Raw genomic sequence first — 15,271 nt, 5'->3', positions numbered from 1 at the left:
GTTGTGATGCGACAACGGCCATATTTGGATGATTCATCGCCAGTTATGGCGTAAGCGTCACAAAACATCGTCAAAAGATGCAGTTAAAATACCCTAAAATCTGTATCACATAGAGTTTTACGGACAAATAGACAATTTGTCTCAGTCTGCAATTGATTATTTGATCATCATCATATTGTGAAAAACTAATTAACTCCCGCGTCTCATCTTTTATTGAAAATTGATACACCTCAACATTTTAGCCCGTCTATGTCCATACACTAGCCCTGTTAACTGTGTGAGCTTTAACGCAAATCGCCTTTTAAAAACAACATTAAGGTAAACCCATGGACACACATTCAGCCCTCTATGAACAGGGACGGAAACGGTTGGAGGAACTGCGCCAACTGCCACCCCGTCAGGACAAATCACTGCAGGAACGCATGCTGGAACACGGGGTCACCCGTCGTGACTTCATGAAGTGGAGCGCTTCAGTTACCGCTTTGCTGGCACTGCCTCTGCCGTTCAGCAATCTGGTCGCCGAAGCCGCGGAACTGGCTGACCGGGTACCATTGATTTGGTTACACCTGGCCGAGTGTACTGGTTGTTCCGAGTCTCTGGTTCGGGCCGATACCCCTAACCTGGATTCATTGATCTTTGATCACATCTCTCTGGAATATCATGAAACCCTGATGGCCGCCGCTGGCTGGCAGGCAGAAGAGAATCTGGAACACGCACTGAAAACTTATAAAGGCAACTATCTGCTGGCGGTTGAAGGGGCTGTCCCTACCGCTAACAACGGTGCCTTCCTGACTGTTGGCTGTAAAGGCCATACCGGTCTGGAAATCATTAAAGAAGCTGCCGAAGGCGCTGCTGCCATCATCTCTGTTGGTACTTGTGCTTCCTTTGGTGGTGTACAAGCTGCGGCTCCTAACCCAACAGGCGCCAAAGGCGTTTATGAAGTGGTTGATAAAGCCGTAGTGAACTTAGGTGGTTGTCCACCAAGTGAAAAGAACATCGTTGGTACTTTAATGTACTTCATCATGTTTGGTCGCTTACCAGCACTGGACATGTATAACCGTCCAAAATGGGCCTATGGTGCTCGTGTTCACGATAACTGTGAACGTCGTGGCCGTTTTGATTCCGGTGAATTTGTAGAACAGTTTGGTGACGAAGGTGCTAAACAGGGTTATTGCCTGTACAAAGTAGGTTGTAAAGGCCCTTACACTTACAACAACTGCCCAACTGAACGTTTCAACCACCATGTAAGCTGGCCAGTTTTAGCCGGTCATGGTTGCATGGGTTGCTCTGAGCCCAATTTCTGGGACGATATGGCTGACTTTGAAAAACCGCTTGGCCGCCAGTTGCTACATGGTCTGGATGCCACCGCAGACACCATAGGTGCTGTTATTCTCGGAGCCACCGTTGTAGGTATCGGTGCCCACGCTGTCGCCAGTCTGTTTGTCGGTTCTTCCAAGGAGGACTAATCAATGAATCAACGTGTCGTTATCGACCCTATCACCCGTATTGAGGGTCACCTCCGCATTGAAGTGGAAGTGGATGAAAACAATGTCGTCAAGAAAGCCTGGTCAGCCTCCACTTTGTGGCGTGGCATTGAAGTGATCCTTAAGGGTCGTACGCCAATGGACGTAGGCTTACTTGTACAACGTATCTGCGGTGTATGTACCTATTCTCACTATCGTTGCGGTACTGAAGCGGTAGAAGATGCATTAGGCATCAAGATTCCGTTGAATGCCCGTTATCTACGGTCACTGATGCATACTTCACTGTTTATGCATGACCACGTAGTGCACTTCTATCATCTGCATGGTCTGGACTGGGTAGATGTTGTATCAGCACTGAGTGCCGATCCAGCAAAAGCCGCCCAAGTTGCACTGAAATACTCAGATAAACCTATCGCCGCTGGTGAAGGTGAACTGCGTGCCGTACAAGAACGTGTTAAAGGCTTTGTGGAAACCGGAAAACTCGGCCCATTCGCCAATGCCTACTGGGGTAATGGTACTTATAAGTTCACACCAGAACAGAACCTGATTGCCCTGTCTCACTATCTGAAAGCGCTGGAAGTTCAGCGTGTTGCAGCAGAAATGCTGGCTATCTTCGGTGGTAAACAGCCACATCCACAGTCTCTGGTTGTCGGTGGTGTTACTTCTGTTCGCGATATGCTGAGCCCAGCTCGTCTGCAAGAATGGAAACAGAAACACGACATCGTGGCTGACTTCATCGAACGCGGCTACAAAGCTGACGTGATCATGGCAGCTGAAGCCTTCGGTGGCGAAGCTTCTGTGCTGGGCGGCGTAAACGTCCACAACTTCATGGCAACAAATGACTTTGTCACTGCTGATGGCGAGTACATTTTCCAGGAAGGTGTCATCATGAATGGCGACCTGAAGAATGTCACCGATATCAACCCAGACCTGATTGCCGAAGACGTTACTCACGCTTGGTATAAAGCTGACAAACCACAACATCCATATGATGGCACCACCATTCCTGATTATACCGGACTGGTTGAACGCGATACCGTTTACGGCAAGCTGCCAACACTGGATGGTGACAACAAGTACAGCTGGGTGAAATCACCACGCTATAACGGCGAACCCGTTGAAGTAGGTCCATTATCCTGCTTGCTGGTGAACTATGCCAAAGGCAATAAAGTGGTAGTGGATGCCGTTAATGGCTTGCTGCAACGCACTGGTCTGCCAATTGAAGCGCTGTTCACCACACTGGGCCGTACCGCTGCCCGTATGCTGCAGACTTCTATTGTCGCTCAGGAAAGTATCAAGACCTTCAACGCACTGCTGACTAACATGCTAAGTGACGAAGCCACATACGTGAAACCCGTCATTGACCCTAACAAAGAATATGTGGGTCACGGCATGATTGAAGCACCACGCGGTATGTTGAGCCACTGGATCCGCATTAAAGGCGGTCTGGTTGAAAACTACCAGGCAGTGGTACCTACTACTTGGAACGCTGGTCCTGTGGATGCCAACGGCAAAGTCGGCCCATATGAAGCAGCTCTGGTTGGTTTGAAGCTGGAAGATCCAGCAAAACCATTGGAAGTCATCCGTATTATCCACTCATTTGACCCATGTATGGCTTGCGCTGTGCACGTTATGGATTACAAAGGTCAATCACTGGGTGAATTTCGCGTTGACGCTAAAAGCCTGTAAGGAGGAAGTGTTATGGCAGCAAGTATTGCCTATAAACAGGTAAAGATCTTCAGTGCCGCAATACGTATCTTTCACTGGCTGAGAGCGCTGGCGATTGTAATGCTGGTGGCCACTGGTCTTTATATCTCCTGGCCATACGTGGTAGGGGCTGACTCTACTGATGTATTGGTTCAGGGCTGGATCCGCTTTGCCCATCTGATTTTCGGATTTGTATTATGTGCCGTAACACTGGCACGTGCTTATCTGTTCTTCTTTGGTAAAAGCGACATTGAAAGACGGTCATTCAAGGATGTGATGAGCTTTAAAAGCTGGTTAGCTCAGATCAAATCCTATCTGTGGATGGGCCATCTGGATAAAGCCGGGGTTTACGGACCTTTGCAGTTCATGACCTATTTTGCGATTTCGGTCATGGCCGCTTTGATCTGCATTACTGGGCTGATATTGTATGCCAACGTTTATCACGAAGGCTTAGGTGGCGCGCTGTGGGGCACCGCAGCTTGGCTGACCGAAGCAATGGGTGGCCTGGCCATGGTGCGTATTTGGCACCATTACATGACCTGGGTATTCATTATCTTCGTGGTGATCCACGTGTACATGGCAGTCTGGTATGGCATTCGCTTCAAGCACAATGCTGTAGATGCGATAGTGTCAGGGTACGATTACCATCCAGAAAAACACTAGGAGCCCAATGCGCCCAATGAAAGTATTATTATTGGGAATTGGCAATGTACTGTACGCCGATGAAGGTATCGGCGTACATTTTGTCAATTATATTCATGAGAACTATCGCTTCTCCCATCCAGAGCATGAGCTAGTTATGCTCGATGGTGGCACGCTGGCACAGGGTCTCACCCCTATTATCAGTCAATATGATTCACTGATAGTGGTAGATACCATTAACGCTGCTGGCTGCGAACCGGGAGAGGTTTACTTTTTCGATTTTGATCAGGCACCGCCTGAAGTTGACTGGCAAGGCAGCGCCCACGAAGTGGAAATGCTGCAAACACTGACAATGATGGAAATGCTGGGTGACCGTCCACACACTATGGTGCTGGGGGTAACACCAACCGTCATTGAACCCATGACTTTGGGATTGACCGAGCGTATTGCCGCCGCCGTACCACTAATGGAAACGACCCTCATCAACCACCTGGAAAAACTGGGATGGCAACATGAGCGTATCTCCCATACCGACATCGCCGATCTTATTCCGCAATCCTTCAAACCCCGTCTGTCCATGGGCGACAGAACCAGCGGCCACGCCCCGCGCCGACAGGAAACGCAGGACACCGATTAATAATGAAATTGCTGAGATTCGAATTTGACTGTGCTAAACAGGTACCTTGGTATGGCTACTTATGCAACCAATACCTTAATTACCAAAAACTGAATTTAACTATTGGCTTGCTGGCAATTCGCCACCAGGCCGATGCGCATTTGGAGCAACAGAAAAAACCAGTAGTGACTTGGCGCTATCTGCTAGAAGCGGAAGGCGAACAGGCAGAACTGGAACAGTTGGCTGAGCAGGTTGCTGCGGATTTTCTGCTGAGTGTTAACCTGTTGGATTCACGCATGCTGCTGGCAAGCGCACGTATTGGTGACAAAAAGCCACTTGACCTAGCCTCCGCACAACTGCCCTTCTGCCAACATTGCCAACCGCAATTTGGCGATAACCAACACAGTGAATTTGCCAATCTGACGTTGGCGTGTGAACACTGTCATGGGGAACAGGCAATTAAATCAGCGGTTAAAGTTGCTGGATTACAACGCCAAGATATACAGCAGTTGGCAATGCGCTTACTCGAGGGTGAAACGCTGTTTCTTGACGATGTAGGCGGTAAATTGATCCTCAGTCGTAAGCCAATTGGACAAGGCCGGCAACAGTTGCTGGTATGTAATCCCAATACGCTTAATAATCTGTTCCAAGTCAGCAACAATGAAGTGCTGGCTCTCTCATCCATTGAAAAACCTCGGTTGTTATTACGTCCAACCACCGATGCCAAACTGCCCTCACCTTTATATGAAGTAAGTTTTGCCGCATCACGGCTGCAACTGGTGCTGGCCGAGTTTTTAAGGGTAAAAGGTGTTGATGCTATCTTTTGTCATCAGGAACATCAGCAAGCCTTGTACACCCACGCACTGGGTATGGATATTGCCGTTCGTGCGCCCGCGGTCGTTTTGGATCAGTCACATCTGGGCCAGTCGTTGCCAGAACCGCTGCATGACAGTGCCCGTTTCGGCCAATATGTTGCCAAAGTCAATGGTAAACGCCAGCAACAGCAGCTAGTGGTCAGATGTAGTGATGATGAGTCAGTGTGGGATTCAACCGATGCCAACAATGCCGCGCAGTGCGCACTGTTGGGTATTGCAGCTGAGAATGGCGATAGTAACAATCTCGGACTGCTGTATTTCAGTGACGACTACATCTCGCAGCTACTTACTTCTGATGATAAAGGCAATGTCAGCTGTTTTATGCAGCTACCGGAATTGCCACAACACGGCCGCGATATTGTGGCAGCCATGGAGGCCAGCCCACAGCAAGGGGTCTTTGCCAAATTTGCCGAACAATATCCCGAACAGTACCAGCGACTGCAACAGCTGGATCTCGGTGATTGTCCGAAACAGAGCCTGAAAACCTTGTGGGTGGTTGCCGCCATCATTATTGGTATCGAAGCCGACAGCAACGAACAACTTGCCGATGCGTTTGTGGCTGCGGCCATGAGTAATACCAGTGCAAATGCGCCACGTATCGACTATCCACTGGTCTCTGGTGATTATGCCAGTATTAACTGGTGTAAAACCTTTGGCACCTTAATTAGTTTCCGTCTTGCTGGCGATGATGATGCGGCAAAGTTAGCCTTCGCCATGAACGATTCACTGGCGGATTTTATTGCCAACTGGATTGAACGGCTGGATCTCAATACAGCCATCCACCGCGTCTATCTGGCAGGCAGTAGCTTTGCCAACCCGGTATTGGGGCGGCGTATTGCTTTGCGACTGGGTAAGAACTTCGCACTTGGCGTTAGTCAACTGCAGGATCTCGATGGCGCACTGTTAGCCACTGGCGCACTTTATCTACGTCAGCGTCGGAGATAACCGATGAACGAAACCGTCACTCTTGCATCGAGAAATTGCGCCAGCAGTGAATTGCAGGCTCGGTGCTACCATGTGACGGGGATAGTCCAGGGGTGGGATTCCGCCCCTGGATCTATCAGCTTGCTCAGCGTTACGGACTTTGTGGTCATGTATTAAACAACGGTGAAGGTGTCACCATTGTTGTTCAAGCCGAGCTCAGCGCATTGCAAGCGTTTAATCAGGCGTTGCAAACAGAGATGCCACCACTGGCCCGTATCGATAGCCTGCATTATGAAGCCCTTGCCGTGGATATGGCGCTTAACGATTTCAGCATTCATAAAAGCACGGCCAGTACCCAGGCGCTGGTCGCCGTTGGCACAGATAAAAGCAGTTGCCCGGAATGTTTGCAAGAGATCCGCGACCCCAATAATCGGCATTACCACTACCCGTTTACCAACTGCACCCATTGCGGCCCACGTTATACCATCATCAATAACCTGCCGTATGACCGCCATAACACCTCAATGGCCGCGTTTGCAATGTGTGATGATTGCCGTCGCGCGTATGAAGATCCCATGGATCGCCGCTATCATGCGCAGCCGGTCAGTTGCCCTAAATGCGGCCCGCAGTTGCGCTTTGTCGATAATCACGGCCAGCAACTGGCGACCCGAGAAGCAGCATTTGCCGCCGCCGTTGCCGCAATACAGGCAGGAAAAATTCTCGCCATAAAAGGCTTGGGCGGTTTTCATCTGGTGTGTGATGCCACCAATCATCAAGCGGTCACTGAACTTAGACTACGCAAACACCGGCCAGCCAAGCCGCTGGCAGTGATGGTGGCCGACTTGCCGATGGCACAGCAGTATGCGGTAGCTTCTGCGGCTGAATGGCAACTGCTATGCAGCCAAGAGCGCCCCATAGTGTTACTGCAAAAAGCTGCTGAGTCGGTGCTGCCATTAAGTGCTGCCGTCGCACCAGATATCGACCGCATCGGGCTGTTTATGCCCTACACCCCGTTGCATACCCTGTTACTGGACGCCGTGAAAAAACCATTAGTGGCCACCAGTGCCAATCTTTCTGGCGAACCGATTATCACCGATGGTGATGCTATTCTGGCTCAGCTTGCCAACGAGCACGTTATGGTGATCGACGCCATGCTGGATCACAATCGGCCCATCCTCAACGGCTGTGATGATTCTGTGGTGCAAATGTGTGGCGGTGAATTACAGGTGCTGCGACTCGCGCGCGGTTATGCGCCGCTGAGTCTGCCCAGTAAACAATTGGCAAAACACCCATTACCCGCCGTATTAGCTGTGGGCCCCCAGCAAAAAAATACCCTAGCACTGAACATTGGCAACACCCTGTACCTGAGTCCGCATATTGGCGACCTGTTCAGCATTGGGGCAGAAGGATATTTCCAGCGCACGCTGGCTAGCTTCAAGCGGATGTACCATTTCGATGCCGAGTTGATTGTGCGCGATCTGCATCCAGATTATGCCTCTAGTCGCTGGGCGCTGGAGCAAACACCACCAGTCACCGCTGTGCAGCATCATTACGCCCATGTGCTGGCGACATTGGCCGCCAACGATTACAACGGTCAAGTGTTGGGGTTTAGTTTTGATGGCACCGGGCTAGGTGCCGATGGTGAGCTGTGGGGCGGCGAGTTGTTACTGGCCGACAGCAAGAGTTATCAGCGCCTCGCCAGTATCAGTCCGTTTGCGCTGTTGGGGAACGAGCTTGCCATCAAGTCACCGTTTCGTTTAACGCTGGCCTTACTACTACAGCAATACAGCATTGACGCTATTATCGCCATGGAGTTGCCAGCATTCCGTCATTACTCGCCTGTATTACTGCGGAATCTGGCAAAGATTTTGCCGCTGGCAAAATGCCAAAGTCCCACTCAGTTGGCAGACTTTTCGATGCACTGGCGGTATTGTTGGACGAAATGCAAGATACCCAGTATGAAGGCCAAGCGGGGATTATCATTGAAACCTTGGCTCGGCGCGCAGTTGCGGCCGGAAAAAACGCTGACGCCCAAGCGCTTAACTTACAGTTGCCGCTACGACCACAGCCTGGGTTACTACTGGGACAATGGGATACTGCCGCCCTATTCAGTCAGTTACTGCAAGCCAAGCAGCAACAAGATAACGGCGTAATGGCTATCGCGTTTATGCAGGCATTGGGCGATGCCGTCTGCCATAGCGCTGTAGCGGCGCAGCAACAGATAGGAAGTCCGCTGCCAGTGGTATTGACCGGTGGCGTATTCCAGAATCGATTTTTAGCAGAATACTGCTATCAACAACTGCACACCTGCGGCATGCAACGGTTACCGCAGCACTTGGTGCCAGTTAACGATGGCGGTATTGCCTTAGGGCAGTTGTGGTATGGCCTGCAACAGGCCACAGCCACTGCCTGAACGAATTTAAACCGGCTGACGTTGTGATGTCAGCCCACAGTCAAACCGGAGTTTGCTATGTGTAAAGATTGCGGTTGTTCTATTGCAGGACATGATCATCAGCATGATCACCACCATCATGAGCTGTCGACTAACCCACAGCTCAACGACAAGAAAACCTTGTCAGTGATCCATAAAATCCTCGACAAGAACGATGTTGAAGCCGCCCATAACCGTGAGCATTTTGAAGAACACGGCGTAATGGCGTTCAATCTGATGAGCAGTCCAGGTTCAGGTAAAACCACGTTGCTGGAACATCTTGGTGACTACACCAGCAAGAAATTCTGTGTGATTGAAGGCGATCTGGAAACCTCTCGCGATGCTGATCGACTGAAAGCTAAAGGCATCAGCGCAGTACAGATCCAGACCGGCAGCGCCTGTCATCTTGACGCCTTTATGGTGCACGGAGCGCTACATCAACAGCCTCTGGATAACATGGATATCTGCTTTGTTGAAAATGTGGGCAATCTGGTGTGCCCTGCCAGTTACGATGTCGGCACCCACAAAAACGTTGTGCTGGTCTCCGTGCCAGAAGGCGAAGACAAGATTGAAAAATATCCGGTCATGTTCCGCAAAGCCGATGTGGTATTGATCACCAAATGTGACCTGCTGCCTTATTTTGACTTTGATACCGAAGTGGCAAAAAGCCAAGTGCAAAAGCTCAATCCTAATGCCAAGGTGATCTGCGTTTCTATCAAAGAAAAAGAAAGCATGCTGGAAGTTGCCCACTGGTTTGAAAACGAACTGGCGGCATTCAATGCCACTTTGGAGACTGTCTGATGTGTCTATCAATTCCTTCGCAAGTTGTTGAGCTGCATCCGGAAACACAAAGTGTCACCGTTGATACGCTTGGCGTAAAACGTACGGTCAGTTGTCACCTGATGGAAGAACCCTTAGCCGTGGGTGATTACGTGTTGATCCACATAGGTTTTGTGATGAACAAAATCGATGCGGATTCCGCCGCAGAAAGCCTGGCACTGTATAAAGAGATCGTAGAAAAAATGGAGGCCGCCGATGCCTGAGCTGCAACTCAAGCAGCTCTATGATGGTTTCCGCGACCCCCGTACCGTTGCAGAGCTGGCGTCACAAATCAAGCAGTTGGCGGCAAAACTGGAAGAACCGGTGAATGTCATGGAGGTCTGTGGTGGTCACACCCACACCATCATGAAATACGGTCTATTACAGCTGCTGCCAGATAATATTGAGTTTATTCACGGCCCAGGTTGCCCGGTGTGTATCATGCCAAAAGAGCGCATTGACCAAGCGGCCGCGCTGGCTCAGATCCCCGATGTGATCTTGGTAACCTTGGGCGACATGATCCGAGTACCAGGTTCCGAAGGTTCACTGGCACAGTTCCGCGCTAAGGGCTGTGATATCCGCCCTATCTATATGCCGCTGGACGCACTGAAAATTGCGCAGGAGAATCCTGACAAAACCGTCGTGTATTTCGCCATCGGTTTTGAAACCTCCACACCGATGACCGCTGTATTACTGGAACAGGCAGAAAAGCTCGGCATCAACAATTTGTTGTTCCACATCAATCATGTGCTGGTGCCACCGGCGATTGATGCGGTGATGGCCGATCCTGAAACTCGGGTAAATGCGTTTATCGGCCCGTCACACGTGAGTGTTATCACCGGCAGCCAGATTTATCAGCCTACAGTTGATAACTATCACACACCCGTGGTGGTATCCGGCTTTGAACCTGTGGATGTGATGCAGTCAATCCTGTCGATTGTCAAACAGAAAGTAGAAGGTCGTTGCGAACTGGAAAACCAGTACGAACGTGCCGTGAGTTACAAAGGCAATGAAGCGGCGCAGCAGAAGGTAAATCAATATTTCACTGTGCGCCCTAGTTTCCGCTGGCGTGGTCTAGGCCCAATTCCCAATTCAGCACTGATGCTCAAACCGGAATACCGCCATCGCGATGCCGAACTCAAATACGGCGAACGCTTGCCGGTCAAAGAGATTGACGATCACAAAGCCTGTCAGTGTGGCGATATTCTGCGTGGTAAAGCCAAGCCGCAGGACTGTAAAGTCTTTGGTCGTGGCTGCACCCCCAAACCCCGCTAGGCAGCTGCATGGTAAGTTCCGAAGGTGCGTGCAACGCCTACTACCGTTATGCAGGAGTAAAATAACCATGTCGACCCCGAAACAGATCCAACTCAGTCATGGTGGCGGTGGCCGCGAGATGGCGGAATTGATTGGCAAACTGTTTTTTCAAGCCTTTGATAACCAGATATTGCGGCAGGAAGAAGACGCCGCCAGTCTTAACATGACCGGCCCCATCGCCTTCACTACCGACTCGTTCGTGGTTTCACCACTGTTTTTAAAGGCGGCAATATCGGCAAATTGGCGATTGCCGGTACAGTAAATGATCTGGCAATGATGGGCGCGGCACCGCAGTACCTGAGTTGTGGTTTCATCATTGAAGAAGGTTTTGAAATCGCCAAACTCAAAGAAATCGTGCAAACCATGGCGGCTGAGCTGCAAAAAAGCGGCGCTAAAATTGTCTGTGGCGATACCAAAGTGGTGCCCAAAGGTTGTGCTGACGGAGTGTTTATCAACACCTCGGGGTTGGCCGCATCATCAAACCGGGGATTTCAGTCCACGCAGTGCGTCCTGGCGATGTCATTATTTTGTCCCGCGACATTGGTTGTCACGGTGCGGCGATTCTGGCGGCGCGTGAGGGGCTGGAATTGGAAAGCGAGCTGCAATCCGATTGCGCTACGCTGTGGCCGATGGTGGAACAACTGATTGCCGCCAATCTGGAATTGCACGCGATGCGCGATGCCACTCGTGGCGGTATTGCGGCGGTGCTAAATGAATGGGCTAAAGCCGCCAATGTTGGGATTGAACTCAGCGAAGAAGTGATTCCGGTACGCGATGAAGTGCGCGGAGTTTGTGAACTTTACGGTTTCGAGCCTTGGGATTTAGCCAACGAAGGCACTTTTGTGATTGCCCTGCCCCAGGAAATTGCCGCCGAAGCCATTACCGTCATGCACCAGTTCTGCAATTGCGATCAGGCGCGGATTGTTGGTACGGTCACCGAGGCCAATGCCGGGAAAGTGATCCTGCATTCACCTTGGGGCAGCAAACGTTATCTGGAACTGCCCGCCGGTGAACTGTTACCGAGGATCTGCTGATGCACGAGTTTTCCATTGTCAGCGCATTAATCGAACAGTGTGAACAGCTTGCGCTAGAACATCAGGCCAAAGGGATTGCCAGAGTGGCGGTAAAAATCGGCGCCCTCAGCGGCGTTGAACCACAACTGGTCAAAACCGCCTTCGATACTTTCCGCGAAGATGGCATGTGCAAAGGGGCCGAGTTGGAAATGGATGTCGCACCGCTGGAGCTTGATTGCAAAGCCTGTGGTGCCCACTCGATTCCTGACGACATCGCCTACCTTTGCCCGGTTTGCCAGAGTCGTGACATTAAAGTCAGCGGTGGTGAAGAGATGCTGCTGATGCAGTTGGAACTGATTTACGATTGAGCTTAAATAGTTAGCGTTAATACGGACTGTCGATACCCTATCCACAGTCCGTTTTTTATGAAGTAAGCTGCTGTGCAGCAGTTGCTAGAAAACCGCAAACGAGCCTGTTGCAATCCCGTTAATCATTAAGCATTTAATAAGCAATCACGCTTCGAGCTAACTGTTTGATGCACACACGTTCTAAAAAAATCGCATCAGCACAAAGAATAATGACTTAACCTCATGCAACAACATGGCTTCAGGCCAATGATTAATCCACTAACAGATCGACCAGCGTTAAAATGGCAAAAGTCGTTGGATCATAAACCACGCTATAACCTTGATAATAACCAACATTGCACCCTGGCGGAATATCGTTTAAACGCCGGATCAAGGCACTAGGGGCTGGCGTAATGTATGGACGATACCGTTCAGGGATCACCTCCCCTTTGTGCCATGTCGGGCGCTGATGGCGCTCAACCTTCCCAAAATACGTTGATAGTGTTGTTGCATCACATGTTTATTGTGATTGGTAATGGCATAGGCCGCATTGGCATTAGGATTGGCTCTTTCAAGTGCCATGGGCTGATGCCCCTGTTTTTTATCATTGCCGTGACCGTTTTGGGATGCCTGACCTTGATAGTTCTGCATTTTTTTATCTTGATGTTTTTTATCAGCAGACATTGCTGAAGCGCCAGGCTTAACTGGCTTATGAGCATTATTTGCCTTGTTGGGGTGCTCCTGTTGTGGCGAGGTCTTGGGCTCAGCATCTGCGTGGCTGATATAAACATTGCTCAGCAGCAGTAGCGCCGCGGTCATCAATAGCGTTTTATTCACTTTTTGTCCCTCCATTCTTTCATCTTAACGCTATTGCAAGTTATCGTGCGTAAACAGGCAAATAGCAAGTTGGGCGGCTCGCGGTCACACCATTTTAGTTGCAACATAATGCCATTGAGTGAGCAGTGGATTAATACTGTGCCATCGTTGCGCCAGCCTTAACCTCAGTAATGGCTAAGATGCTAATTTTTCCAGTCCACATAACACACCTTGGCGGGATAAAAGTCAGCCAGAAAGCGTAACCAATGAATTTGATGATCGGCCAGCTTATCGCCTGGCCCTTTGACTTCAACAAACTGCGGCGCACCATCGGCCGCGAATAACAGCAGATCGGGGTGACCACTGCGATAATGGGCTGGATCCCGCAATATCCGCTGAAATAACGCCAGTAAAAATTCTGTAGAAAAGTTGCTGATACAGCGTTTGAACAGAGGTTCAGTAAAAACTTGCCAATTGACCCAGTCATTCACCAACCCTTGTTTACTGACAAAATGCTGTTGCAGTATGCGTTTGTCACCACTGGCTAGCTGCGCCATCCGCTGGGTAATCAAGGTTTGTCGCCGAGCAACAAAGTCGGCGTGATACATATCCCTGGGCGCACGCTGATACGGATTATCAAACACCCCAACTATCGGCGCAAAGATAATGTCCCAGAATGCCAAACCGAATAATCCACACAATACGCTATTTTCGCTAAACCAGGCATCAAAGCCTTGTTCCAAAAAATAATCCTGGGTCAACAGTTCCACCCGCCGCTCCGCGTTGGGGAGCAATGCCAAGCTGATCTCAATGGGTTTATACGGTACAACTTGCTGGAACGGCGGCAAGACTTGGCTGCTATCCGTAACTCTGCGTTGTTTGCTTAGCCGTGTAAAAATCCTCGTGGCCGTTTGCTGCTGGGCTTCGTTTTGCGCTTGTTTCCCGAGCGCGATAACCGCCGCCAGGGCTTGTTGTGAGTCAACTTTTTCCAGACAACGGCATAACCGCTCGTTCGCAGACCACGCCGGAGATTGCTGATACAAAGAGATGGCCAGCGCTAGTTGTTGCTGCCGTTCAGCTGCTCGCCCCAATTGCAGCAGTAGTTTCTGTCGCCGCCGCTCCAAGAGCGGATTGTCTTGTGGCGCGGGTAATTGTGCCAACCAATCTGCCAACACAATCGGCATTTTTTGGTGGGTGGTTTGCTCCCAGTTAGCGGCTAAGGCGGCCAAGGATAAGGCGGTTTGTAGCTCATCTGAGGACTGATACGCACGCCCTTCACGGGTCAGGGCATAACACTCAAAGCGCTGCAAGCCAAGATCGCTCAGTACAAACTGACTCAGATCTTGATAGCGATTGCCAAAGTACAGCAACAACAGTAGCTCCAGCAGCGGCTGACAATTGAGTTGCAGCCAAACCAGCCCCTGTTGTTGCTGCCATTGTGGCAGTTGCGTTGGCAACTGTGGTGCAGCCTGCAACAGCTGCCACAACTGTTGTTTGCTGCGCCAAGGACTGAGCTGTGGGTCATTGATATCATGCAGTAGGGTTTTCAGCTCCGCTAGCGTGACGGCGCCAAACCAGATTTCTAGCGGTGGCAACGTTTGTTGCAACAGTTCCGTACAAAGCAGTGGTTGCGCCGCATCGGCAATATCGCCAATTTCACGGTAATGCAATTTATCCAGGCGAAACCACTCGCCTTTGCGGGATAATAATCGCACCAGCAACATTTTACTTTTGTCTGGCAACGACTGATAACACTGTAATGCCCGTTGCTGCTCAGCGGGGAAAATATCCAGATAACGCTCTGCCACGCTTGTCAGCATCAACTCGAAGTTTTGCCAATAATAGTCCGCGGGCAAGGTGACGGCTGCCACAGCTGTTGCCATCATCAGCTACGATAAAGCGTCTGGATCAAATGGAACCCGAAACGGGTTTTTACCGGGCCATGAATCGTAAGTAATGCTTTTTAAACACCACGTCATCAAAGGCTTTGACCATCTGGCCGGGACTAAATTCGCCCAGATCGCCCCCACGTTTTTTGAGGGACACTGTGAATATTTTTTCGCTAATAGCGCAAAATCTTCGCCTTTTTCTAAGCGTTGTTTTAGCTTCTCCGCTTCTTCACGGGTCTTGACTAAAATATGGCGGGCACTGGCGCGGGCCATGATATTTCTCTCTTAATTGACACTATGATGACTGGCCGTCAGTTTATCACAGCCGCAGATAACGCTCATCAGTGGTTAATCCAATAGCAGCGTTTTGGGGTTATGCTATCCCCGCTATCAT

13 protein-coding genes and 3 pseudogenes are annotated in these 15,271 nt (G+C 50.3%); 12 read left to right on the top strand and 4 right to left on the bottom strand.

Annotation, left to right across the window (positions count from 1 at the left end; all coding sequences use genetic code 11):
• Window positions 1-326: 326 nt before the first annotated feature.
• The 12 genes and pseudogenes from hyaA (at window position 327) to hypA (ending at window position 12,193) form a co-directional block, all read left to right on the top strand.
• Complete coding sequence (gene hyaA / locus KHX94_RS17965; RefSeq protein WP_213681638.1) at window positions 327-1,466, top strand: nickel-dependent hydrogenase small subunit; 1,140 nt, start codon at window positions 327-329, stop codon at window positions 1,464-1,466.
• A 3-nt stretch (window positions 1,467-1,469) separates the two neighbouring features.
• A complete protein-coding gene (gene hyaB, locus KHX94_RS17960) occupies window positions 1,470-3,173 on the top strand; it encodes a nickel-dependent hydrogenase large subunit (protein WP_213681637.1) in 1,704 nt (567 codons plus the stop codon).
• 12 nt (window positions 3,174-3,185) lie between these two features.
• Window positions 3,186-3,854, top strand: coding sequence for a Ni/Fe-hydrogenase, b-type cytochrome subunit (gene cybH, locus KHX94_RS17955; RefSeq protein ID WP_213681636.1), 669 nt, complete (start codon window positions 3,186-3,188; stop codon window positions 3,852-3,854).
• A gap of 16 nt (window positions 3,855-3,870) precedes the next feature.
• A complete protein-coding gene (locus tag KHX94_RS17950) occupies window positions 3,871-4,470 on the top strand; it encodes a HyaD/HybD family hydrogenase maturation endopeptidase (protein ID WP_213681635.1) in 600 nt (199 codons plus the stop codon).
• A gap of 2 nt (window positions 4,471-4,472) precedes the next feature.
• Window positions 4,473-6,269, top strand: a complete 1,797-nt coding sequence (locus KHX94_RS17945; RefSeq protein WP_213681634.1) for a NiFe hydrogenase — start codon at window positions 4,473-4,475, stop codon at window positions 6,267-6,269.
• Window positions 6,270-6,331: 62 nt separating this feature from the next.
• Window positions 6,332-7,999: pseudogene (gene hypF, locus KHX94_RS17940) on the top strand (carbamoyltransferase HypF); the annotation flags it as partial.
• 131 nt (window positions 8,000-8,130) lie between these two features.
• Window positions 8,131-8,661 (top strand): Kae1-like domain-containing protein, encoded by a 531-nt coding sequence (locus KHX94_RS21925; RefSeq protein ID WP_425314026.1) that lies wholly within the window; start codon window positions 8,131-8,133, stop codon window positions 8,659-8,661.
• Between the two features lie 57 nt (window positions 8,662-8,718).
• Window positions 8,719-9,480: a hydrogenase nickel incorporation protein HypB gene (gene hypB / locus KHX94_RS17935; protein ID WP_213681633.1), complete on the top strand. Its 762-nt coding sequence runs from the start codon at window positions 8,719-8,721 to the stop codon at window positions 9,478-9,480.
• Entirely contained in the window at window positions 9,480-9,722 is a 243-nt protein-coding gene (locus KHX94_RS17930; protein ID WP_213681632.1) for a HypC/HybG/HupF family hydrogenase formation chaperone, read from the top strand. The genes hypB and KHX94_RS17930 overlap by 1 nt, the downstream gene beginning before the upstream one ends.
• A complete protein-coding gene (gene hypD / locus KHX94_RS17925) occupies window positions 9,715-10,773 on the top strand; it encodes a hydrogenase formation protein HypD (protein ID WP_425314025.1) in 1,059 nt (352 codons plus the stop codon). Before KHX94_RS17930 ends, hypD begins: the two co-directional genes overlap by 8 nt.
• Before the next feature lie 67 nt (window positions 10,774-10,840).
• Window positions 10,841-11,846, top strand: a pseudogene (hypE, locus tag KHX94_RS17920) (hydrogenase expression/formation protein HypE).
• Complete coding sequence (hypA, locus tag KHX94_RS17915; RefSeq protein WP_213681631.1) at window positions 11,846-12,193, top strand: hydrogenase/urease nickel incorporation protein HypA; 348 nt, start codon at window positions 11,846-11,848, stop codon at window positions 12,191-12,193. Before hypE ends, hypA begins: the two are co-directional and overlap by 1 nt.
• 250 nt (window positions 12,194-12,443) lie before the next feature.
• Here hypA and KHX94_RS17910 read toward each other — a convergent pair whose 3' ends face one another.
• The 4 genes and pseudogenes from KHX94_RS17910 to KHX94_RS17895 all read right to left on the bottom strand — a co-directional run bounded on the left by KHX94_RS17910 (window position 12,444) and on the right by KHX94_RS17895 (window position 15,150).
• Window positions 12,444-12,614: a hypothetical protein gene (locus KHX94_RS17910; protein WP_213681630.1), complete on the bottom strand. Its 171-nt coding sequence runs from the start codon at window positions 12,612-12,614 to the stop codon at window positions 12,444-12,446.
• The gene (locus KHX94_RS17905) at window positions 12,611-13,009 is read right to left on the bottom strand and encodes a hypothetical protein (protein WP_213681629.1); all 399 of its coding nucleotides are present in this window, start codon (window positions 13,007-13,009) and stop codon (window positions 12,611-12,613) included. Before KHX94_RS17905 ends, KHX94_RS17910 begins: the two co-directional genes overlap by 4 nt.
• 182 nt (window positions 13,010-13,191) lie before the next feature.
• Window positions 13,192-14,874: a VRR-NUC domain-containing protein gene (locus KHX94_RS17900; RefSeq protein WP_213681628.1), complete on the bottom strand. Its 1,683-nt coding sequence runs from the start codon at window positions 14,872-14,874 to the stop codon at window positions 13,192-13,194.
• Window positions 14,874-15,150, bottom strand: a pseudogene (locus tag KHX94_RS17895) (peptidylprolyl isomerase). Before KHX94_RS17895 ends, KHX94_RS17900 begins: the two are co-directional and overlap by 1 nt.
• Window positions 15,151-15,271 lie beyond the last annotated feature (121 nt).

Source organism: Shewanella dokdonensis, assembly GCF_018394335.1.
Taxonomy (GTDB): Bacteria; Pseudomonadota; Gammaproteobacteria; order Enterobacterales; family Shewanellaceae; genus Shewanella; species Shewanella dokdonensis.
The sequence above is the reverse complement of the archived record's forward strand: the minus strand, read 5'-3'. Positions and strand labels throughout refer to the sequence as shown.